The organism is Dehalococcoides mccartyi 195 (genome assembly GCF_000011905.1).
GTDB lineage: Bacteria > Chloroflexota > Dehalococcoidia > Dehalococcoidales > Dehalococcoidaceae > Dehalococcoides > Dehalococcoides mccartyi.
Genome location: NC_002936.3, coordinates 1,254,042 through 1,276,295, shown reverse-complemented (window position 1 = coordinate 1,276,295; position 22,254 = coordinate 1,254,042). Strand labels below are relative to the sequence as shown.

Genomic DNA, 22,254 nt, shown 5'->3' with positions numbered 1-22,254 from the left:
CTATAGTACTTTCAGCCAAATTAAGTTAAAATGCCCGTAAACTATTGACAGGCTGTGTTATTATATAAGATAGGTTAAACCATGAAAGGAGGTGGTGGTATTGGAATGCACCCGCAAGGGAAAGCGTCTTTGATTGATGCTGAATTGGACCACTCTTGGTCTTCATGTGTACATATATAATATGAAGACATTTGCATAAAATAAGTTTAAAAGGAAATTTATAGGTCGATGTTTAAGACAAAAATAAGTAAAGTGCTGGGCGTAGTCCTGACTGCTGCCATGGTTCTTTCCATGTTCACAGTCGCTACCCCCGTAGCTGCTGCCAACCAGGCTTGGAGCAAAATCTCCCTGCCCGGCTCCGGCTCAACCGGCGGCTATGTAGTAAGTGCTCCCGGTGACCGGTTTGACAACATCGGCATTTTGGAATGGAACGCAGATAAATCTGCTGTCTATGCCACTGCCGAATATGACGGTGCAGCCGCTATCTTCAAATCTACTGATGCTGGCCGCACTTGGAAAAAACTGACTATCCCGACTGTAACTGGTGGAATTATCTATGATTTCGTTGCTTCCTCCGTGAATGTCAATGAACTCTATTTCACCGATGGTAGGGATATCTTCACCTCCAAAGATGGCGGTGCTACCTGGAATTATCTGTCCAACGTATTTACTTGGGCTACCGCCAATGCTTGGGCTACCCCTCCCATTTCTGGCACTAACCTGATTGTCACCCTTGACATCGGTTATGCCGGCGCTAACAAATACGTCTTTGTCGGCACTGCCGTTTTTGGCGGCACTGATAGTGGCAACGGCGTATATATGTGCCAGGAAACCGCTTTCGGTATGCCCTGGTCTGACCTCGACATTGATTCTCAGCGCGCTTCTGCTTGGACCGCTTGCAGCGTTTGGGATGTAGTGGTAGACCCCACTGATTTTGCTACCAAACAGGGCGTTCTTGCAGTTGCCACCAATAATTCTAGCAAAACTGTCATTACCGCCAAATATTTCGGCAATCAGTGGAACCAGACTGCTCTCTGCAAAGATGCAGAGGTTATGCAGGACAATGTTACCATCATTGCTACGCCTTATCATGCCGAACTCTGGCTGCCCGCTGACTTCAGCTCCAGCCTGACCTCCGGCAAGTTCCAGGCTTGGCTTGCCCTTGCCACCTTCAGTGGACAGGGTGACGTCTACCTGTGGTACGGCGGCGCTGACAAGACCATTGACCTTAACGTCAGCGGTCTTGGCTCTGAAACCGAAGTATCTGACATTGACGGCGCCGGTGGTGTTGGCACTGCCAAACTGATTATCGGCGGTTACCTTAGCACTGCCACTGATGTCCCCAGCACCTGGTATTCTGCTGACGGCCTTACCTTCGCCAAGACCAGCAAAGCTCCCACTGGTAATGATGGCTGGTATAATGCGGAAGTAACCGTTTTGGCTTTGGCTGACTTTGCCACTTCCGGTAAAGCTCTTGCTGGTACCGGTGGTTGGGATTGTGGTGTTTCCTACACTGCTGACTTCGGCAAAACCTGGAATCAGATTTCCATGATGAGCCAGGCTATTACCGAAATTGACAACATTGCCGGCAACCTCTTCATAGTCACCTATGACTATGTTGAAGGCAGCGTCTGGCGTTTGACCAATGGCGTTTACGAGCGCGTTTTCTCAACCTCCATGGTTTCTGAGAGCGGCTACATTGATGTTGCCGTTTCACCCGCTGGTGACGCTGTATTTGTAGCTGACCTCGGCGGTACTACTATCTGGCGTTCACTGGATAACGGCCAGACCTTTACCGCTCAGGTAAGCAGCATTACCACTGTTGACGGTGGTGTTACTATCAATTCCTGGTTCGTTTCCAATGCCAACACTGTTCTGGTTGGTGGTTCAGGCAAGGTTTACCAGACCAGCACCAATGGTGTTTTCTGGTTTGGCCGCGCCTGTGCTGTTGGCACTGTTACCTCATTTGCCGTTTCAACTGACGGTTCTACCCTGGTAGTTGGCGGTTCAAATGGCAGCATTTCAAGATCCACCGATGGTGGCGTTACCTGGAGCACTCCTACCGCTGTTGCAATTTCTGGTACTTCTCTTGTAACCTTCCAGAACGGCAGCAATGATGTTGTCTATCTGACCAGCAGCAATGGCGGCGCTTACAAATATGACTTCGCTGCTACCGCTCCTGCCTGGATCCAGATTGATAACGTTGTTACCACTGGCAATACCTTTGACAGCGGCAGCTATGCTGATGTTGATGAGGGTGTAGGCATCTTCTCCGGTATTGCTTCCGGCGGAAATGTCCTGTATGTACTGGATGGTGATTGGGACAACCTGATCCGTATCACCAATGTTGGTACTTCCTACAAAGCTGGTATTATTCCTGCTCCTACTACTGCCAGTGATGCATACAAACTGATTGGTATTGCCGCCCCCGGTGCTAACATGCTTTACGGTATCTTTGATGACGAACTGTATGTTTACACCGACAAGATGGCTGTACCCGTAGCCAACGTTCAGACCACTAAGGTTACTACTGAAGGTTTCACTATCACTTGGGACGCTCTGAATGTTGATAACAGCAATGTAACCGTTGGTTACTATATAATAGTTACCGATGCTGCTACTGCTGTTAAGGTTGCTTACGGTACCACTACTGGTACTGAAACTACCGCTACTACCCTTAAAGTAACTGGTCTTGACGAAGACACCGTTTATCAGATAAGCGTCTGGGCTGTTGATCCGGTCATGAGCTTCGTGGGTACTGCTTCAGTCTCCACCCAGCCCGAAAAACTGACCTACAACTTTAACCTGATGCCCACCAACGGTGCTTCAAACGTACCCGTTAACCCCGTATTCGCCTGGGATTCAGTTTCTACTGCTGTAAGCTATGACCTTATTCTCAGCACCGATCCTACCTTCGCTGATGCTACCAAGGTTTTGGCTACCAAGAACCTGACCACCAATTACTGGGCTTATGACGGCACTCTTGACAACTCCGCCAGCTACTACTGGAGAGTTCGCGTCAATACCGCCAACAGCACCAGCGAATGGTTCCCGGCTGTATTCACTACTGTTAAGGCTGATGCCGCTGCGGTTGAAGTAAATAATCCTCCGGACATCACCTTAGAAGTACCCCAGGCTGAAATTCCTGCCTACATCTGGCTGATTGTGGCTGTCGGTGCTGTACTGACTATCGCCGTAATCGTCCTGATTGTTCGCACTCGCCGCGTAGTCTAATAAACTACAAAGTGAAAAAGGACTAACAGTCCTAAAGTAACCAAAAAGAGCCCCCCGGAAACGGGGGGCTCTTCTATTTTAAGGATTTTTAGGACGGTCTAAACTTTTTGGGCTGTAAATTTACATAATAATAGCCGGTTCGTCCTGGGGGCTTACAGTCAGAAACTGGGCAATGCCTGGCAGACAAAAGGAATTTAGCTGTAAAGTGCCGGAAAATGGCTGAAACGGCGTACTGGGGGGTGGGGATAATAGCCTGTTATGAAGTTTGCCGAAATAAAGAAAGGCCGGATTCCTCCGGCCCTTTAGTCAAAAAATAAAAACTGATTAGTGCTTGTGGGAATCAAACTCTTTCTGGAGTTTTTCCACCTGTTTCTTAATCTGCATATCCATGTAAGTGTGAATTACCGCCCAGAGTACAACCACAATAAGAAGGATTTCATACCATTCCATCTAAACGCCTCCATAAATACATTTTAGAAGATTATAGTTAGGACTAACCCGCCAGTCAATAGGTGCAGTTATTCAATAGCATGTCTTTAAGGGTTTTAAGGTTTACTACATCTTCCCGGTTGTAGGCCAGCAATGTTTTTAGTGCCCGGGTATCAAAGTTATTTATATAACTCCACCATAGCTGAACGGCTATATAACCGTTTACTTCGGTAAGCTCACGTGAGATACCCAGCTGGCATTCCACTTTTTTCAGCCCGCCTTTAAGGTTTTTGTCCCAGCAGTCAAACATGAGGTCACGGTGGTTGAAATGGCGGCTGAGGTCTATACCCAGTTTTCGGTGAATGAACGGCAGGTCAAACCCCTTGCCGTTGTAGGTATAGAGTATGTCTGTACCTGCTAAAGAAGCCATCACGTTTTCGGCGGTGCATTCTTTACCTACCAGCTGGATAAGGCCCGGTATAGAGTCTCCGTTTACCAGATGGATACCTATAACTGTAAGTTCTGACTGATAAGGCGAAAGGCCGGTTGTTTCAATATCTAAATATGCTTCCATGCGGGCTTTGTATTATCCTTTTCTCAAAAAACAGGGAATATTGTCAGATAGTATTGTAATAGATTTTCCGGCGTCTGGATACGGCCAGTATTATCCAGCCAATCACAATTGCCCCCAGTCCAATGGCAATATACAGGAAAGTATAGTCTGCCTTGAAATTGGCGGAGATATTCAGGGGTTTGTTAAGGGTGATAACAGCATTGGCATTTGTACCGGTATAGTCTCCGCTCCAGCTTTCAAATACCTGGCGGATTAAAAAGCCTTCCGCTTTAGGTGCGCTTAGTTTCACTGTGCTGCCGGCGGCATACCAGCCGCTGCCTTCAGGTGTGCCGTACGGGGAAGACAAATTCAGCAGGTATTCAATATCATAGTTCGCTTTTACAGTTTTGGGCTTGTCCATCACAATACGGGTACTGTCAAAAGGTCCTGTTATATCACCGCTCCAGCCGGTAAATGTATAACGGATACCGCCTTCTTCTATATCCGGGGCTGAAAGGTTGGCAAAGGTGTACTGGTCATACCATCCGCTGCCGCTGACTGCGGTGGTAGGGGAGTCTATTGTTAAAAGATACTGGCGGGAATAAACTGCCTCAAGGTTAGCCCCGCTGACAAATGAACGGCTGGCAGAGGTAACCCCGTCTGCCCAGCTATTGAAAAAATAACGCACCCCTGGCAGGGCATCTATGTTCAAAGCGGTAATCTCATGGGTAGTACCGGGAGTGAAATTTAATTGCGTGTAGCTGAGTGAATAGGTTTGGCCGTCTACTATTATGTAGTTATAGTTGCCGCTTATAGGTATGGAGGTGGTCAGAAGCAGCTTGCCGATAAGGCTAAGCTCTCCGCCTATGCCGTCTGACAGGAAGGGATGCTGCAGAGATAAAGCTAAGCGGGACTCATTTGTAGTGCGGGGCTGGGCATAGAAGAAGAGCTCTTCCAGAGATATCAGACCGTCACCGTTTATGTCCGCATTCGGCACATAGCTGAGACCGTCATTTATGTATCCGGAAAAAAGGCCGCTGTCCCCGTCTGCCCAGGAGACTTCTTCTGCCAGTGACGAATAGAGAACTACCCGCCCGGTTTGGTTTAAATCATCAGCAAATCCGGCCGAATAGCAGGATTCCAGTATTACAGCCTGATAATGGGATTCCAGCGGCGCGAGCCAGTTGGAAAGCTCCTGGCTTGAAATCCATTCCGAAACATAATAAGCGTCATAAGGGGCTATATATGATTGGCTGTCACCGTGTCCGGCAAAGAAAAAGACCACTGTATCATTGTCATCTTCCTGGCCTATCATCCAGTCCAGGGCGGACTTTATAGAAGATTTATCAGCGTTGCTGTTGGTCAGCAGCTTTACATGGTCATCGCCCCAAGCTTGCTTTAGGGAAGCTGCGAATTTTTGGGCGCCGTTGGCCAAGCCTGATACATCTGTAATTTTCTGGTAATCCGAAATGCCCACTACTACCGCCCAGTATTCATGGGTGGAGGCAGCACTAAGCGGTGTTTGGGGCAGGAGGCCTGCCAAAAGCCCCAAAGCCAGAATGGCGGAAATAGCAATCCGTTTCAGGCAGTGCATTCAGCGCTTATCCTTCCGCGCAGCTCTTGTTTTCCGGGTTTCAGGGCTGCAGTAACATAACCTGAGTGGTTACAGGCAAATTGCCTCTGGTGATATTCAGCTTAGATTGGGGTTCAAGACTACTTATACCTATTTCTTTTAGAAACTGGCCTATAGGCAAAAGTGAACTGGTGGATAAATCACTCTGGAAGTGCATGGGAATGACGATAGACGGTTCCAGCTTGCGCATTATCTCAGCGGCTTTGCCCGGGCTGACAGTATTGCCACCGCCAACAGGCAAAAGGAGGATATCCACCCGTCCCAGCTCTTCAATCTGGCTGTCAGTCAATCCCTGGCCTATATCACCCAGATGGCAAATGGACAAGTCATCTATCTCCATCTGGTAAATGGTGTTTTTGCCCAGTTCGCTGCCCTTGGCGTCATCATGAAAAGTGGAAAGACCCAAGATGATAACGTCCCCGATTTCGTATTCGCCGGGGCCGCTTACAATATGGGGGTTGCCGTCAATAGCTGAGGTAAACGAATGATTGGCATGAGCATGGCTTACGGTAACTACCTCGGCACTTTGTTTGCCCATAGCAAACCCCAGGCTGGAAGGGAACGGGTCAGTAATTACAGTAGTATTTTTGCCTTTAAGGCGAAAGCACGAGTGGCCTAACCATTTTATTTCCATATGGGTGAATTATATCAGACCCCTTTCAGAGGGTCAATTGAAGCCGGTCACTTTATTGGCAGCCGGAGAGGGGGCATAATTTACCCTTGACAGTGGTTGGCAGTCATGCTAAATTATACCTGTATTAGCAAACAAGCTAATAGAGTGCTAACGAGGTAGCAAGAGTGCTAACACCCAGGGCAGAGATAATACTGCGTTCTATAGTCAGGCAGTACATAACCAAAGCGGTGCCGGTATCGTCATCTTCCATACTGGAGGATTGTGGCCTGGATATCTGTTCGGCCACTATCCGCAACGAAGTTGTGCGGCTGGAAACCGAGGGTTATATCCTGCGTCCCCATCATTCCGCCGGCAGTATTCCGGCAGACAAGGGTTACCGCTATTATGTGGAATCCCTTAAAGATGTGGAACTGCCGACTAATGACAAGTTTCTTATCCGCCATCTTTTTCATCAGGTGGAAAAAGAGATGGAGGAGTGGCTGAATCTGACTGTGGCTGTCCTTTCCCAGCGTGTCCAGAGTATGGCGGTTGTTACCATGCCTCGCCAGACACAGGGCAAGGTCCATCATATAGAGCTGGTCAGCTTACAGGATAATCTGGTACTGGTAGTTCTGATACTGCGCGGGGCTAAGGTAAAGCAGCAGCTTATAAACTTTGAAAATACCGTTTCCCAGCCGGAACTCACCCTTATATCAAACCGCCTAAATGACGCCTATGCCGGGCTGACCCGTTTCCAGATAGAGCAGAAAACGCTTAACCTTAACCCGGATGAACTGAAGGTCAAGGACAGCCTGATAAAGATGATGCGGGGTGAGGACGAGCAGGAAAGCCGCGAACCTTTCTTTGACGGGCTGCATTATATGCTGGAGCAGCCCGAATTCCACCAGAACCAACGGGTTCAGGAGATAATGCAGCTGCTGGAGCAGAAAAAGCTTTCCAAGATGATTGCCCCGCCCTCGCCTTTTAACCGGGGGGTGCAGGTATATATCGGCCAGGAAAATGCCTCCGCCGAAATACGTGATTACAGTCTGATAGTCAGCCAGTACGGCATACCGGACGAGGCGGTGGGGACTATCGGGGTGATAGGCCCCACCCGTATGGCCTATGAAAGGGCATTGTCAGCGGTCAGTTACCTGTCTCTGGTTATGAGTACTCTGGTGGCCGAACTCTACGGCAAACCGCCAGGCGGTAAAGATGAATAGCAGTGCCTTTAGGGCATATAGTACATTTTTAAGTTAGGAAGGGATTATGACAGATAAAAAAATGTATGATAAAGAAGGAAATGAACACCCTGAAGATACCCAGGTTAAAGCTGATACTCAGGCAGACAGCCTGACTGCCCAGCTGGCCGCCGAAAAGAAACGTTCAGAAGAATATCTGGACAACCTGAAGAGGGCCAGAGCCGAGTTTGTAAACTACAAAAGGTATATAGAGCAGGAAAGAAACGTCCAGAGTGATATGGCCAGAGGCAATGCTTTTATGCTGGTTTTGCCGGTGCTGGATGATTTGGAGCGGGCTTTGGCATCTGTTCCGGCGGATATTGCCGGACACCCTTTTGTGGAGGGGCTGGACCTGATAGTCCGCAAGTTTCAGGCTATACTGGACAATCAGGGTGTCAAAGCTATTCCGGCGGCCGGTGAGCCGTTTGATTCCCGCCTGCATGAGGCGGTTGCCTGTGAAGACGGGCCGGAAGGCATTATTCTGCACGAAGCCCGCCGGGGTTATACGGTAGGGGATAAGGTACTTAGAACATCTCTGGTAGTGGTAGGTAACGGAAACCAGCCCTGCCGGTCTGATTCGGACATGAGATAAATTTCTTTAAGTAAACAAGGAGGAACGAAACACAAATGGCTAAAGTAGTTGGTATAGATCTTGGTACTACAAACAGTGAAGTTGCCGTCATGCAGGGCGGCGAACCGGTAGTTATTCCCTCTGCCGAAGGCAGCACCCTTATTCCTTCGGTAGTGGCAGTAAACAAAAACGGCGAACGCATTGTTGGCCGTCAGGCTAAAAATCAGGCTATTTTGAACCCTGAAAACACGGTTTATTCCATCAAGCGTTTTATGGGACGCAAATGGGGCGAACCCGCCGGGCGTGAGCTGCCGGTTGAGGCAGATGCCAAACGCAAACCTTACAAGGTTATTCAGGGTAACAATAATGAAGTCCGGGTGGTTATGGGTGACAAGGATTTCAGCCCTCCCGAAGTTTCCGCCATGATTTTGCAGAAACTTAAATCAGATGCGGAAGCCTACCTGGGCGAAAAGGTAACCGAAGCGGTTATTACCGTACCGGCTTATTTTAACGATGCCCAGCGCCAGGCCACCAAAGACGCCGGGGCTATTGCCGGGCTGAAAGTCCTGCGGATTATCAACGAACCCACCGCCGCTGCTCTGGCATACGGTCTGGACAAGAAGAAAGATGAAACTATCGCCGTTTATGATTTGGGCGGCGGTACCTTTGATATTTCCATACTGGAACTGGGCGAAGGCACTTTCCAGGTAAAATCCACCGCCGGTGATACCCATCTGGGCGGTGATGATTTTGACCAGAAGATTATTGACTGGCTTATAGCCGAATATAAGAAAGACCAGGGCATTGACCTTTCTAAAGATAAAACTGCTTTGCAGCGTCTGAAAGAGGCGGCTGAAAAGGCCAAGATAGAGCTTTCCACTGTTCAGCAGGCAGAGATAAATTTGCCCTTTATCACCGCAGATGCTTCAGGGCCCAAGCACTTAAATATTATCCTTACCCGTGCCAAACTGGAGCAGATGGTAATGGACCTTGTAGACAAGAGCCTTGAGCCCTGCCGCCAGGCTTTGAAAGATTCGGGCAAGACTGCTTCTGAAATCAACGAGGTTATTCTGGTAGGCGGACAGACCCGTATGCCGCTGGTACAGCAGAAGGTCAAAGAGTTTTTCGGCAAAGAACCTAACAAGGGTGTAAACCCTGACGAGGTGGTAGCTATCGGTGCTGCCATTCAGGCCGGCGTACTCAAGGGTGAAGTCAGTGACGTACTCCTGCTGGATGTTATCCCCCTGACTTTGGGTATTGAGACCCTTGGCGGTGTATCTACCGCTCTTATTACCCGCAATACTACCATTCCCACTTCCAAGAGCCAGGTATTTTCCACTGCGGCTGACAACCAGCCCAGCGTAGAAATCCATGTCCTGCAGGGCGAACGCCCCATGGCGGCCGATAACCGCACTCTGGGCCGCTTTATGCTGGACGGCATTTTGCCCGCCCCCCGCGGCGTCCCCCAGATAGAGGTTACCTTTGACATTGATGCCAACGGTATACTTTCCGTCAAAGCCAAGGATAAAGGCACCGGGCGTGAACAGAAGATAACTATCACCGCTTCCTCCGGCCTTTCCAAGGAAGAGGTTGAAAAGATGACCCGTGAGGCGGAAGCCCATGCCGCTGAAGATAGCAAACGCAAGGAAGAGATAGAAGCCCGGAATGTGGCGGATAATCTGGCTTACAATGCCGAAAAGACCCTGCGTGACAATAAGGACAAGATACCGGCCGAACTGAATACCGAACTGGAAAGTAAGATAGCGGCCGTCCGCACTGCCCTTCAGGGTACTGATGTGGACGCTATCAAGACAACTACTCAGGAACTTTCCACCGCTCTTCAAAGCGTAGGCAGTGCCGTTTACGGCCAGCAGCAGGAGCAGGGCGCTCCCGCTCAGGAAGAACCTTCGGCAGAAGGCAAAAAGAATGACGACGAAGGCACGGTAGAGGGAGAATTCCGCGAAGTTTAAATAAAGGCCGGGAATTTGATTCTGCGGCCTTTGGGAGGGGGTGTAATGCCCCCTCCCACCCTTTTCCCAGCAGATATTTGGTAAGCAAAAACATATTTCATTTGAACTGTCTTATTTCTATAAAATAAAGTTTTAGGTTATAATGATAAACTATGGCAAATAAAAGAGATTATTACGAAGTACTGGGTATTGAACGCAGCGCTTCTGACGAAGATATAAAAAAGGCCTTCCGCAAGATGGCTATGAAGCATCATCCTGACCGTAACCACGAGGATGGCGCTGCCGAAAAATTCAAAGAAATAAACGAAGCCTACGAAGTCCTTTCCAATCCCGAAAAAAGGGCGGCCTATGACCGGTTTGGTTTCAGCGCCGGATCAGATGCCTTTGGTCAGGGCGGCTTTGAAAACTTTGATTTCGGCGGTTTGGGCAGTATTTTTGAGACATTTTTTGGCGGTGCTACCCAGAGTGCCAAGCGCGGCCCCCGCCGCGGGCCGGATATGTCTTATGATATACGGATAACTCTTGAAGAAGCCGCAACCGGGGTTGAAAAAGAAATTACCACCGAAAGGCTTGAATACTGCTCTGAGTGCAGCGGTACGGGAGCTAAAGCCGGCACTTCACTTGTAAAATGTACCAACTGTAACGGTACCGGGCAGGTTTATCAGGTGCAAAAGAGTGTTTTCGGGCGTTTTACCAGCGTAACCCCCTGTCCCAAATGCCGGGGTGAGGGGACTATCATCGGCGAACCCTGTGCCAAGTGCCGGGGTACCGGTAAAGAATATGTCAAGCGGACTGTTCAGGTAAAGATACCTGCCGGGGTGGCAGACGGCAACCAGATACGCCTTAACGGCTACGGCGGTGTAGGTGATAAGGGCGCTTCCGCCGGTGATGTGTATATAAACGTAAGCATTGCCTCACATGCGGATTTCAAACGTGACGGTGATGATGTTATTTATGAACTTGAGATAAATTTTGCCCAGGCGGCTTTGGGCACTGAAGTAAATGTGCCGGGGCTTAGCACCTCTCACAAGCTGAAAATTCCGTCAGGCAGTCAGAACGGCAAGTACTTTGTGCTGAAGGGCAAGGGTATTCCCCATCTGAACCGCTTTGGCAGCGGTGACGAAATGGTGCACCTGAACGTTGTTACTCCTGAGAAGCTCAGCCGTAAACAGAAACAGCTCTTTGAGGAGCTGGAGAAGTCTTTCGCCGAGGATAAAAAGTAGCCGGTCTTTAAGTTTTCTAATCCGGATTAAGTTCAGGTGTTTTGCGGGTTCTGCGCCTGCGGAACATTTTAAACAAATCCCACTTGCGTCCGGCCAGTTCATGGGCAGCCTGGGCAGCCATCAGTTTTCTGGCGGCTTCCTTCGGGTCTGCGTTATTATAAAGCACGTTGTAAATGTTTTCGGTTACCGGCATTTCCAAATCCATAGAGCGGGCCAGCTCATAGGCTACTGCGGTAGTGGAAACACCTTCGGCTACATTGCTCATGCTGTACATAATGTCATTCAGGCTGCGGCCTTTGGTTAATTCCACCCCCACAAAATGGTTGCGTGACAGGTTGCTGGAACAGGTGGCAATCAGGTCACCCAGTCCGGCCAGACCCGAAAATGTCAGAGGGTTTGCCCCCAAAGCCGCCCCCAGGGCGGAAATCTCGGTAAGGCCGCGGGTAATCAGGGCGCTCTTGGCATTGTTGCCGAAGCTCAGCCCGTCCGCTATGCCTGCCCCCAGAGCGATAATATTCTTGAGTGAGCCGCCCAGCTCCACCCCTATGATATCCGTATTGGTGTAAGCGCAAAAGTTACTGGCGGTTACCAGTTTGGCGGCTTTTTTAGCCGTCTTTTCAGTATCGGCAGCCAGTACAGTTACAGCCGGCAGCCCCTTTAGTATTTCCATAGCCAGATTCGGCCCCGAAAGAACACATATATTCTGGGAAAAATCCGGGGAAATCTCGTCGGCAATTACCTGGCTCATACGCTTGGCAGTACCTATTTCCAGCCCCTTGGAGGCGCTGCAGACCAGCATGTTTTTAGTCAGCAAAGGTGCAGCCAGCCGTATATTGGGGCGCATCCGCTGGGAAGGCACAGCCATAAGAACCATGTCTGCTCCGGATAGGGCTTCCTCCAAACTGGCGGTTACGTTCAGGTATTCGGGGAAATAATAATCTTCCGGCAAAAAATCAGCCGGACGGCGCTGGGCTGAGAGAAGTGCGGCTTCGTCCTCGGTGCGTGCCCAGAGCATTACTTCGCGCCCTTTATGGGCTATGACCGTACCCAGGGTAATGCCCCAGGTAGTAGTGCCTATAATACAAACTTTAGACATGAAAAACCTAAGCTTTCTAATGCCGGATTGGTTTTAGACAAGGGGTGTTTAACGGGATTTTTCGTTGAGCTTGCGTTCTTTACCCGCTAAAAGCCGTTTAATATTATCGCGGTGCATGATGGTAATTAGAAGCGAACCTAAAACTGCATAAACTATATACTCGGTGGGGAAACCGCTGATAAATGTAAGGGGTATCAGCAAGGCATATGCCCCCACTACCCCGGTTATAGAGCCCAGCGAAGCAAAACCGGAAAGCCCGGCACCTATTATCAGTACTTCACCGCCGAATATGGCCGCCACCGGACACAGGGCAATCATGCCCCCGAAGAAGGTAGCCACACCGCGGCCGCCGCGGAATTTAAGGAACACAGGCCAGATATGCCCGGCAACAGCCGCCAGCCCGGCCAGCACCTGGGCGAATAAAATAGCCATGCCGTTAGTCCCGAAAGTAAGCGCTTCCGTGCCTATGACCAGCCCGGCAAAAGCCACGGCTGAAACTCCTTTGACTACGTCTAAAGCGGCTACCAGCAAAGCAGCTTTCCTGCCCATGGTTCTCAGGACATTGGTAGCTCCGGTGCGTCCGCTGCCGTAACTGCGGATATCTATTTTGGAACCGCGGTGGCTGACTAAATACCCAAAGGGGATTGAACCCAGGAGATAACTTACTATAACAACAAGCAGAAGCTTGGCAATTAACATTTTTCACCTCGGGCTTTAAAAGTTAAACGGATTGGGGTACCGAAAAATCCGAAAGACTCCCTGAGACGGTTTTCAATAAAGCGTTCATACGAAAAATGAACCAGTTTAGGGTTATTGACGAAAAACACAAATGAAGGCGGATTGGTGTCTGCCTGGGTGGCGTAATAGATTTTCAGCTGGGTTTTGCCCTGATGGGGCGGGGTATGGGCAGAGAGGGCTTCGGTGACCACGCTGTTTACCTTGGCAGTGGGAATACGTTTGTTGCGCTCTTCCTGAACTTTCAGCGCCATGGGGATAATAGTATCAACACCACGCCCGGTTTTGCCTGAAACAAACAATATCGGAGCGTAATCCAAAAACTTAAATCTACTCTGGATAGTCTGTGTCACTTCAGCTTTGTCCTGGCCTTTACCCAGATCCCATTTATTCAGGATAATTATAATACCCTTGGCGGTATCCCGGACATATCCGGCAATGTGGGTGTCCTGAGCGGTCACCAGCTCTTCAGTATCCATAACCAGCAGTACTATGTCTGCCCGGTCTACAGCTTTTAAGGCTCTGAGTACGCTGTATTTTTCAACACCGCTCTCAACTTTACCGCGCCGTCTTATCCCTGCAGTATCTATAAGTAACACATTAGTACCATTAAAGTTAAGAGGTGTGTCAATAGCATCTCTGGTAGTACCGGGTATATTGCTTACTATAGAGCGTTCCTGTCCCATAAAGGTATTAAGCAGGGTGGATTTACCTACATTGGTTCTTCCCACAAGTGCCAGCTTAACCGAATTGTCCTCTTCTGGGGTGGCAATGGGCTGGTCAGGCAGTTCTTCCAGCACCCGGTCCATCAGGTCTGAAATGCCGCTGCCGTGGAAGGCACTGATAACCGAAGGTTCGCCAAAGCCCAGGCTGTAAAATTCAGCGGCTTCCTGGCCCATTTTCAGGTTGTCGGCTTTATTGGCCACCAGTATTACCGGTTTACCGGTGCGGCGGATAATATCTGCCATTTCGTAGTCAGGTGTAATCAGCCCGGCTTTTACGTCTACTACCAAAAGTACCAGATCGGCTTCTTTTATGGCCAGACTTATCTGGATATTTACCTGCTGGCCGATAATGCTCTCAAGATCCGGGTCAAGCCCGCCGGTATCCACCATAATCAGCCGGCGGTCCAGCCAGCTTACAGTCGTAAACAAACGGTCACGGGTAGTACCGGGCAGGTCTTCGGTAATGGCCAGATTCTTATGGGCAAGGCGGTTAAGCAGGGTGGATTTACCCACGTTCTGCCGCCCCACAATGGCAATAATAGGGGTAGTATTATTCATATATTTCACGGCCGCTTAGTGCCTGCCGCCTATCTCCAGTCCACCCAGCATATCTCTTAGTACCGCCTTTTGGGCATGCAGCCGGTTTTCGGCCTGGTCAAAGATAACAGACTGAGGGCATTCCAGTATTTCCCGGTCAACCTCTTCACCGTAATGAGCCGGCAGAGGGTGCATAATGATGGCATCTTTATCAGCCATGGAAACCAGCTTGGCATTCACCTGAAAACCCGCAAAATCCTTAAGGCGTTTTTCAGTTTCAGCTTCCTGTCCCATACTGGTCCAGACATCTGTATAGATTACGTCAGCCCCGCGGAGGGCGGCCTTAAGGTCTGTCCCGCTGTATAGTTCAGCCCCGCTGTCTTCTGCGTAAGCTTTGGCCTTAGCAAATATGGCCTTGTCTACCAGATAGCCTTCGGGTGAAGCCAAGCGGCAGTTTATTCCCGTCATGGCGCAGGCCAGCAAAAGGCTGTTGGCACAGTTGTTGCCATCACCTATGTAAGCCAGATTAAGCCCCTTGAGTTCGCCCTTTTTCTCGTAAATGGTCAGGATATCCGCCAGTGCCTGGCAGGGGTGCTCCAAGTCTGAAAGGGCGTTTATAACAGGTATATCGGCATATTTTGCCAGCTGTACCAGGGTATCATGCCCGAAGGTGCGGCAGGCGATAACGTCTACAAAACGGGCTAGCACTCTGGCCACGTCAGCCACCGGTTCGCGTTTGCCCAAACCTACCTCAGCCGGTGAAAGATACAGTGCTTCCCCGCCCAGCTGCTTCATGGCCAGCTCAAAGCTGACCCGGGTACGCAGGGAGGGTTTTTCAAAGACCAGAGCCAGAGTTTTACCGGAAAGACAGCTGTTCCAGCCCCTGGCTTTAAGTTCAATGGCATCTGAAAGCAGACGCCCGATATCGTCAGGGGAAAGGTCTGAAATAGACAGCAGGTCCTTGGTGTTCACTTTTCGCCTCCGGCACACAATTACCCTTAATTATAGCATTAAAGTGTTTATCTGGATACTTTAATGACCGGGCGGGAGAGGGTCTTTTTGTAGCAAATAGTTATACAAACAACTAATATATGGTATAGTATAGATAGGTGTGTCAGGGCAGGCACTCTGACTGGTTGGGGTGGTTGCTTCGTGAAAGTCTCTGCCGGAGCCCTTGCCTTGGGTTGCACTTGACACCCTGTTCACAAGGGGTATTATAATGTACATATCATCTGAGACAGCTATGTAAAGGATAGGTATGTTTTGTCCGGTATTTGGCTTGGGCAAAACCGGGGGAGTTACTCCTTAGAGATTCTCTTTGGCCTTACAAATAAATGGCGGTTAGTTGGCGGTGGTTGCCGGATACGTTTTTAGAGAAAAAATAGACGTATCCGTCTGATATATTTTATGACTGTTTCGCTTAGCTTTACCCGAAAAAGGCTGGAGGAAGTATGAGACTGCGTCAGTATGACCCAAAAGAATCACTGTCTTACCTTACACTTGTGTCAGAAGTTTTGGGTGACTACGCTGCTTTTCAGTCTCCTCAGGATATAATCCGCCGGTTTGGCGGTGAAAGCCTGACCGATATCACCGAAACTCCGGAAGTGCGCCTGCCGGAGCTTGCTCCGCCTCTGCCCATAGGTTATGAACAAAAGGTTTTTCAGTTTAAAGAATCCGGTGCCACCGGCGGCTCTTTTGATGTGGTTTTCAATAATGAAGGCCAGATGGTGAACTTCCGCGCCCAGCTTTTCTTTGACGGCATATTGGCCGGTATGCGGGCGGCCTATTATAACCGCCTGAAACTGCGTTCGCTTATAGAGCAAATGGCTGATACGGGCCATGTCAGTTTTGATAACCGTTCTTCGCGCTACTACAGCTATTGTAATGAGCTGATGGTTACTTTCTGCCAGATGTCTGATTTCGGGCTGACCAGTGTATCCACCTGGATTACCCAGCGTGAAGAAACCTGCCTGCAGACCATGTCAGATTATTCCGGAGTCAAGCTCCAGCCGAATTTTATCGGTGTTTAATCTGTGCCATCAAAACGTAATCTGATTGCCGTATTGGCATTGTTACTCACATTTTGCGGGGTGTTGACAGGCTGTGATACTGGTTCCGCTGTTGATGATGCAAATCTGCCCGCTGTACAGAATATATCTGTTGCCGAAGCCAAAGCCCTTATAGACCGGAATGCGGTCTCTGCGGATTTTATTATTTTAGATGTGCGTACCCCGTCTGAGTATGCTCAGGGGCATATTCCGGGTGCGGTAAATCTGGATTATTACGCTTCCTTTGAAGCTTCTCTTTCGGCCTTTGATAAAACCAAGACTTACCTCGTTTACTGCCGTACAGGCAACCGTTCTGCTTCCGCTGCCCGGCTTATGCTGGATAACGGCTTTGCCGCTATATATAACATGCAGGGCGGAATAAACGCCTGGATATCCGGCGGACTGCCGCTGGAAACCTAGCTCAGGCTTCTTAACAGCGGCTAAAATACCTGAACCCATTTTGGCCTCATCTGCTATAATGTGTTTATGAATAAACCTGTAATAGTCCTCTTTGACGGCACTAACCTTGTTCACCGGGCATATCATGTACTTCCTCCGCTTGCCATCCGCAAAACAGGTGAAGTAGTGGGTGCCGCTTTTGGTTTCGCCTCCATACTGATTAAAGTCTTAACAGACCTTAAACCGGATTGTTATGCCATATCCTTTGACAGAAAAGGCCCAACCTTCCGCCATGAAATGTTCAAAGCATACAAAGCCCAGCGTCCGCCCATGCCTGACGAACTGGTCAGCCAGCTGGGGCGGGTACGCCAGATTGTAGATGCTTTTAATATGCCGGTATACGAACAGAGCGGCTTTGAGGCTGATGATGTGCTGGGTACGCTGGCAACCAGAGCCGCTGCCGCAGGTATGGAGGTTATTATAGCCTCCGGGGACGCAGACTCTATGCAGCTGGTCGGGCCGGATATCCGCATTTTGTATCCCGGTCCGGCAGGTTCTTTTGCCAGCACCAGTTTGTATGACGAGGTGGCGGTAAGGGCAAAATACGGTCTGGGGCCGGAGCATATTGCTGATTACAAAGCCCTTATGGGTGACCCTTCTGACAATATCCCCGGAGTACCCGGCATAGGCCCGAAAACCGCCCAGAAACTTATAGAAGAGTACGGCGGCATAGAAGATATTTATAAAAATCTGGATAAAATAAGCCCGCCCGGTCTTCAGAAAAAGCTGGCAGACAATGCCGAAGTAGCCCGTGACAGTAAAATACTGACTACTATCGTGTGCGATTTACCGCTTGATTTCAGTATTGAGGAATGCCGGGCAGAGCACTATAACCGCCAGAAAGTGGTAGACCTATTCCGTGAGCTGGAGTTTTTCAGGCTGATTGACCGCCTGCCGGGAGGGGAAAACCAGCTTCAGGGTACGCCGGATATGTTCGCTGTTGCTTCAAAGGTTGAGACCCGCTATATGGTGGCAGACAGCCAAAATATAGACAGTATTGTAAGCCGCCTGGCAAATGCCAAAGAGCTGGCGCTGGCGGTTTCGGGTACTCCCGAAGAAGCTATGGATGCCCGCCTGACGGCACTGGCACTTTCAAGTGCGGCGGGTGATGCCTGTTTTGTACCCGCTGAGTTTATCGGCAGTGCTTCAGAAGGGCAGATGTTTGCCGCCGAAGGGCATTCCGGCTTGGCAGCTCTGCTTGGTGATGAAAAAATAAGTAAAACCGCCCATAACGCCAAGTACCTTATGAATTTGCTTTTATCTGCCGGGCAGGCAGTAAAAGGGCTGGATTTTGATACAATGATTGCCGCCCATCTTCTGGGTGAAAAAAATCTGGCTATCAAAGACCTTGTCTTTGAGCATTTCGGCATAGAGATTGCGGATATTGAAAATATACTGACCCGAAACGGTAAAAAAGCCAGTTTCAGCGAGGTTCAGCTTTCAGAAGCGGCTCAGCTTGCGGCTGATTACACTTTCCGCCTCAAAGGTATCTTTGCCGCCCAGCTTGCCGAAACCAGGCTGATGGATTTATTTGCCAGGGTGGAAATGCCCCTTTTGCCCATACTGCTGGGCATGGAACGCACCGGCATTATGCTGGATACAGATTTGCTGAAGGCTATGGCTGAAAAGACAGGCAGGCAGATATTTAAACTGGAAGAAGATATCTATGCCCGGGCCGGGCATAACTTTAACATAGGCTCCCCTCAGCAGCTGGGGCGGATACTCTTTGACGAACTGAAACTGCCGGTTATCAAAAAGACCAAAACCGGCTATTCCACCGGGGCAGAGGTGCTTGAAGAACTGAAGGGCAAGCACCGTATTGTAGACCTGATACTGGAATACCGTATGCTGGTAAAGCTGAAATCTACTTATCTGGATACCCTGCCGCGTATGGTAAATCCGCATACCCGGCGGCTGCATACCAGTTTTAATCAGACCCGTACAGCTACCGGCAGGTTATCTTCTTCCGAGCCTAATTTGCAAAACATACCTGTCAGGGGGGAAATGGGCAGGGAGATACGGCGGGCATTTATTGCACCTCCCGGCACAGTGCTGCTGGCGGGAGATTACTCCCAAATAGACCTCAGGGTGCTGGCCCATCTTTCCCAGGACCCCGCCCTGATAGAGGCTTTCCAAAGTGACCAGGATATTCACACCGCTACCGCCGCCAGATTGCTGAACATTCCCCCGTCAAAGGTGACTAAAGAACAACGCCGCTTGGCTAAAACGGTAAATTTCGGGGTGATATACGGCATGAGCAGCTACGGGTTGGAACAGGCTACCGAGCTTTCGCTGGAAGAAGCCGACAAATTTATAAAAGCCTATTTTGAAAAATATCCGCGGGTGGCTGTTTATTTCTCGGAGATTAAGCAGCAGGTGCGTACTCAGGGTTATGTGGAAACCCTGCTGGGCAGACGCCGCTATATACCGGAAATCAATTCACCCAACCGTATTTTGCGTGAATCAGCCGAGCGTATGGCTATCAATATGCCGGTACAGGGGACATCTGCTGACATTATCAAGCTGGCTATGGTCCGGCTGGACGAAAAGCTTAAAGAAGAAAAGCTGAAAAGCCGCCTGCTTCTTCAGGTGCATGACGAGCTTATATTTGAAGTACCCAAGACAGAGCTTGGGCGGATGAGTGATTTGCTTGTAGAAACCATGTCAGGTGCAGTTGCCTTTGAAATACCGCTCAAGGTTGAGCTTAAGTCCGGGGCTAACTGGGGAGATATGGAGTAATACTGGACTTGGCAAAACTGCGTGATTACCTGCCGTATCTGATACTGCTGGGTGTGTTTATCCTGCTGGCCTGGCTGGTATTTTTAAACCCGGTTTTAGCCGCGGATACAGCTGTTTCGGGTTTTATTCAAGATATTTCACTGCCCGGTTTTGACGGATTTATGGAATTTATTTCCTGCCTGGGCAGTTTTCCGGTCTGGATTATTCCGCCGGGGGCGGCGGTAATCTGGCTGTGGTGCAAAGGCTATCGTTTACAGTCCGTAATTTGTGCTCTGGTGCCCGGCATTGCCGCCCTCTTGGGGTATATATTCAAATGGCTTATTGACCGCCCCCGTCCCGGCAGTCTGGAAGACGGCGGCACCAGTTTCCCCTCAGGCCATACCGCTTATGCTTTGGCCTGTTACGGGGTGATATTTTTTATCATACCCAAATTTATCCACCGCCCTGTATTCAGGTTTATACTCCGGCTGCTTTGCCTTGTGCCGGTAGTCTTTATGGGTATTTCCAGAGTATATTTAAATGCCCACTGGCCAAGTGATGTGCTGGGGGCATACCTGCTTTCGGGGGCAGTGCTGGGAATAGGGCTGACCTATCTTAAGCACAAATTAACCAAAGGAGTAAATCATGCCTGAACTGCCTGAAGTGGAAACGGTAAAAAACGAAATAATGCCCCATTTGCTGGGCAAAAAAATAACCCGCATGGAAGCTTTGTGGGCTAAAACGCTCTGCCCGCCTGAAACCGAGTTTAACAAACTGGTCTCCGGTTTACAGGTAACCGGGCTTAGCCGCCGCGGCAAGTATATTATCATCAGCTTAAGCGGCGGTCTGTTTATCAGTGTGCATTTGAAAATGAGCGGCGGGCTGACGGCAGTCAAGGCTGAGACTGAACAGTTCCCCCGTTTCACCAGAGCGGTCTTTCATTTGGAAAATGGAGAGCAGGTATATTTCACAGACATACGCAAATTCGGGCGGATAAACTTGCTTACCAGTCTGGACACTATTCTGGAAAAACTGGGGCCTGAACCTCTGGAAGGGGATTTTACCCCGGAGGTGCTTGGTAAGCGTCTTTCGGGGCGTAAAGGGCCTATTAAGGCCGTTCTCCTTGACCAGAAGGTGCTGGCAGGGGTGGGCAATATGTATGCGGACGAAGCTTTGTTTAAAGCCTGTCTGAACCCGCTCCGCCCGGCTGACAGCCTGAGCAAGGCAGAGGTAACCAAACTCCATTCGGCTATTCAGTCAGTTTTACATAAAGCTATACAGAACAAGGGGGCAAGTGTCAGCACTTATCACCGTCCTGACGGCTCAAAGGGGGGCGCCCAGCTGGAGTTTAACGTTGCCCACCGCCGGGGTGAGGTTTGCCCTGAGTGCGGTGCGCCTATAAACCGCCAGCTGATACGCCAGCGGGCCTGTTACTACTGCCCCCATTGCCAGGCCTGACACGTCCCGGTGTTTTCAAGCGGCTTTTGGTTGTATCAGCTGGGCTCTTATGCTATATTATCTTCTTGTTTAGACACTGGGGGGGTCGCATAGTGGTCTAGTGCGGGCGCCTGCTAAGCGCTTGCCCTGGGAAACCGGGGTCGAGGGTTCGAATCCCTCCCCCTCCGCCATAAAAAAACGAAGAAAAAGGACTTGAACCATCGCGGCTTGAGTCCTTTTGTTTATGTGTAGTGTAGTCAGTTTGCAGTGCCGTGATATACTGTGCTTCAGGTGGTGCGGGCTTACCGCTATCATATCTGGTATTCCGTGATTTACTTTCAGCAGTTTCTTGCCGTATAACCATATGATAAAGGAATGGCAAATGATGATGGGTCAGGCATGAATGGATCTAAGATAAAGTATATAGCGCTTTTGCGCGGAGTGAATGTAGGCGGCAAGAACAAGGTTTCAATGCCGGAATTAAAAGCTGCGTTTGAAAATGCCGGATTTACCGAAGTCAGCACTTATATCAACAGCGGAAACGTATTTTTTTCCTGTGAGGAGAAAGAAATCACCGATTTGCAGCAGCAATGCCGGCAGGTAGTGCTGGATACCTTCAGCTTGGAGATACCGATTGCTGTTCTGTCCGTAAACGCCCTTGCTGATGCGTTGAACCATGCTCCCGAATGGTGGGACCGAGATGCTGATTCCAAGCACAACGCCATCGTTGTTATTGCTCCGGCCAAGGCAGATGCTGTCATAAAAACGGTCGGTGAGGCAAAGCCTGAATACGAAAAGGTGGCATACCACGGACAAGTGATTTTTTGGTCTGCACCGATAAAAACCTTCTCCCGCACACGGTGGTTGAAAGTTGTTTCGACCTCCGCTTATGGCAACATCACTATTCGCAACGCCAATACAATAAAAAAGCTGTTGCAGCCAGGCAGTGATAAGGGGTAACGGCGGCATCTGTATTTGCCGAACTTCTCATCAGCTGTAGCTTCTTTCAGATTATGTTTGTTTTTTACTTCA

General features: G+C 49.6%; 19 protein-coding genes and 1 tRNA gene. 12 read left to right on the top strand and 8 right to left on the bottom strand.

What is annotated here, in order from left to right; all coding sequences use genetic code 11:
- Positions 1-228 precede the first annotated feature (228 nt).
- A complete protein-coding gene (locus tag DET_RS07195) occupies positions 229-3,234 on the top strand; it encodes a fibronectin type III domain-containing protein (protein WP_010937093.1) in 3,006 nt (1,001 codons plus the stop codon).
- Between the two features lie 324 nt (positions 3,235-3,558).
- Here the strand turns inward: DET_RS07195 and DET_RS08860 are convergent, their stop codons facing one another.
- Genes DET_RS08860 through DET_RS07180 form a run of 4 tightly spaced genes read right to left on the bottom strand, consistent with a single transcriptional unit; the run spans position 3,559 to position 6,483 of the window.
- A complete protein-coding gene (locus tag DET_RS08860) occupies positions 3,559-3,684 on the bottom strand; it encodes a hypothetical protein (RefSeq protein WP_257787741.1) in 126 nt (41 codons plus the stop codon).
- A gap of 55 nt (positions 3,685-3,739) precedes the next feature.
- Entirely contained in the window at positions 3,740-4,237 is a 498-nt protein-coding gene (locus DET_RS07190; RefSeq protein ID WP_010937090.1) for a ribonuclease H-like domain-containing protein, read from the bottom strand.
- Between the two features lie 43 nt (positions 4,238-4,280).
- Positions 4,281-5,810, bottom strand: coding sequence for a caspase family protein (locus tag DET_RS07185; RefSeq protein ID WP_010937089.1), 1,530 nt, complete (start codon positions 5,808-5,810; stop codon positions 4,281-4,283).
- Between the two features lie 40 nt (positions 5,811-5,850).
- Positions 5,851-6,483, bottom strand: a complete 633-nt coding sequence (locus DET_RS07180) for an MBL fold metallo-hydrolase (protein WP_010937088.1) — start codon at positions 6,481-6,483, stop codon at positions 5,851-5,853.
- 164 nt (positions 6,484-6,647) lie between these two features.
- On the opposite strand from DET_RS07180, the gene hrcA reads away from it, so the two are divergent.
- The 4 genes from hrcA (at position 6,648) to dnaJ (ending at position 11,467) form a co-directional block, all read left to right on the top strand.
- Positions 6,648-7,685, top strand: a complete 1,038-nt coding sequence (gene hrcA, locus DET_RS07175) for a heat-inducible transcriptional repressor HrcA (protein ID WP_010937087.1) — start codon at positions 6,648-6,650, stop codon at positions 7,683-7,685.
- Positions 7,686-7,731: 46 nt separating this feature from the next.
- Entirely contained in the window at positions 7,732-8,295 is a 564-nt protein-coding gene (locus tag DET_RS07170; protein WP_010937086.1) for a nucleotide exchange factor GrpE, read from the top strand.
- A gap of 35 nt (positions 8,296-8,330) precedes the next feature.
- A complete protein-coding gene (gene dnaK, locus DET_RS07165) occupies positions 8,331-10,244 on the top strand; it encodes a molecular chaperone DnaK (protein ID WP_010937085.1) in 1,914 nt (637 codons plus the stop codon).
- Between the two features lie 152 nt (positions 10,245-10,396).
- Positions 10,397-11,467, top strand: coding sequence for a molecular chaperone DnaJ (gene dnaJ / locus DET_RS07160; protein WP_010937084.1), 1,071 nt, complete (start codon positions 10,397-10,399; stop codon positions 11,465-11,467).
- 16 nt (positions 11,468-11,483) lie between these two features.
- Here dnaJ and DET_RS07155 read toward each other — a convergent pair whose 3' ends face one another.
- The 4 genes from DET_RS07155 to argF are packed head-to-tail and all read right to left on the bottom strand — an operon-like array spanning position 11,484 to position 15,532.
- Positions 11,484-12,563: an NAD(P)H-dependent glycerol-3-phosphate dehydrogenase gene (locus tag DET_RS07155; RefSeq protein ID WP_010937083.1), complete on the bottom strand. Its 1,080-nt coding sequence runs from the start codon at positions 12,561-12,563 to the stop codon at positions 11,484-11,486.
- A 48-nt stretch (positions 12,564-12,611) separates the two neighbouring features.
- The gene (gene plsY / locus DET_RS07150) at positions 12,612-13,262 is read right to left on the bottom strand and encodes a glycerol-3-phosphate 1-O-acyltransferase PlsY (RefSeq protein ID WP_010937082.1); all 651 of its coding nucleotides are present in this window, start codon (positions 13,260-13,262) and stop codon (positions 12,612-12,614) included.
- The gene (gene der / locus DET_RS07145) at positions 13,256-14,581 is read right to left on the bottom strand and encodes a ribosome biogenesis GTPase Der (protein WP_010937081.1); all 1,326 of its coding nucleotides are present in this window, start codon (positions 14,579-14,581) and stop codon (positions 13,256-13,258) included. The genes plsY and der overlap by 7 nt, the downstream gene beginning before the upstream one ends.
- A gap of 15 nt (positions 14,582-14,596) precedes the next feature.
- Positions 14,597-15,532, bottom strand: a complete 936-nt coding sequence (argF, locus tag DET_RS07140) for an ornithine carbamoyltransferase (RefSeq protein ID WP_010937080.1) — start codon at positions 15,530-15,532, stop codon at positions 14,597-14,599.
- A gap of 479 nt (positions 15,533-16,011) precedes the next feature.
- On the opposite strand from argF, the gene DET_RS07135 reads away from it, so the two are divergent.
- The 7 genes from DET_RS07135 (at position 16,012) to DET_RS07100 (ending at position 22,182) form a co-directional block, all read left to right on the top strand.
- Positions 16,012-16,590, top strand: coding sequence for a hypothetical protein (locus DET_RS07135; protein ID WP_010937079.1), 579 nt, complete (start codon positions 16,012-16,014; stop codon positions 16,588-16,590).
- A 3-nt stretch (positions 16,591-16,593) separates the two neighbouring features.
- The gene (locus tag DET_RS07130) at positions 16,594-17,028 is read left to right on the top strand and encodes a rhodanese-like domain-containing protein (protein WP_010937078.1); all 435 of its coding nucleotides are present in this window, start codon (positions 16,594-16,596) and stop codon (positions 17,026-17,028) included.
- 66 nt (positions 17,029-17,094) lie between these two features.
- Positions 17,095-19,806: a DNA polymerase I gene (polA, locus tag DET_RS07125; protein ID WP_010937077.1), complete on the top strand. Its 2,712-nt coding sequence runs from the start codon at positions 17,095-17,097 to the stop codon at positions 19,804-19,806.
- Positions 19,807-19,814: 8 nt separating this feature from the next.
- Complete coding sequence (locus DET_RS07120) at positions 19,815-20,438, top strand: phosphatase PAP2 family protein (protein WP_010937076.1); 624 nt, start codon at positions 19,815-19,817, stop codon at positions 20,436-20,438.
- Positions 20,431-21,243 (top strand): DNA-formamidopyrimidine glycosylase, encoded by an 813-nt coding sequence (gene mutM / locus DET_RS07115; protein WP_010937075.1) that lies wholly within the window; start codon positions 20,431-20,433, stop codon positions 21,241-21,243. Before DET_RS07120 ends, mutM begins: the two co-directional genes overlap by 8 nt.
- A 78-nt stretch (positions 21,244-21,321) precedes the next feature.
- Positions 21,322-21,413, top strand: a tRNA-Ser gene (locus DET_RS07110).
- Between the two features lie 184 nt (positions 21,414-21,597).
- Positions 21,598-22,182 (top strand): DUF1697 domain-containing protein, encoded by a 585-nt coding sequence (locus DET_RS07100; RefSeq protein ID WP_200858151.1) that lies wholly within the window; start codon positions 21,598-21,600, stop codon positions 22,180-22,182.
- Positions 22,183-22,254 lie beyond the last annotated feature (72 nt).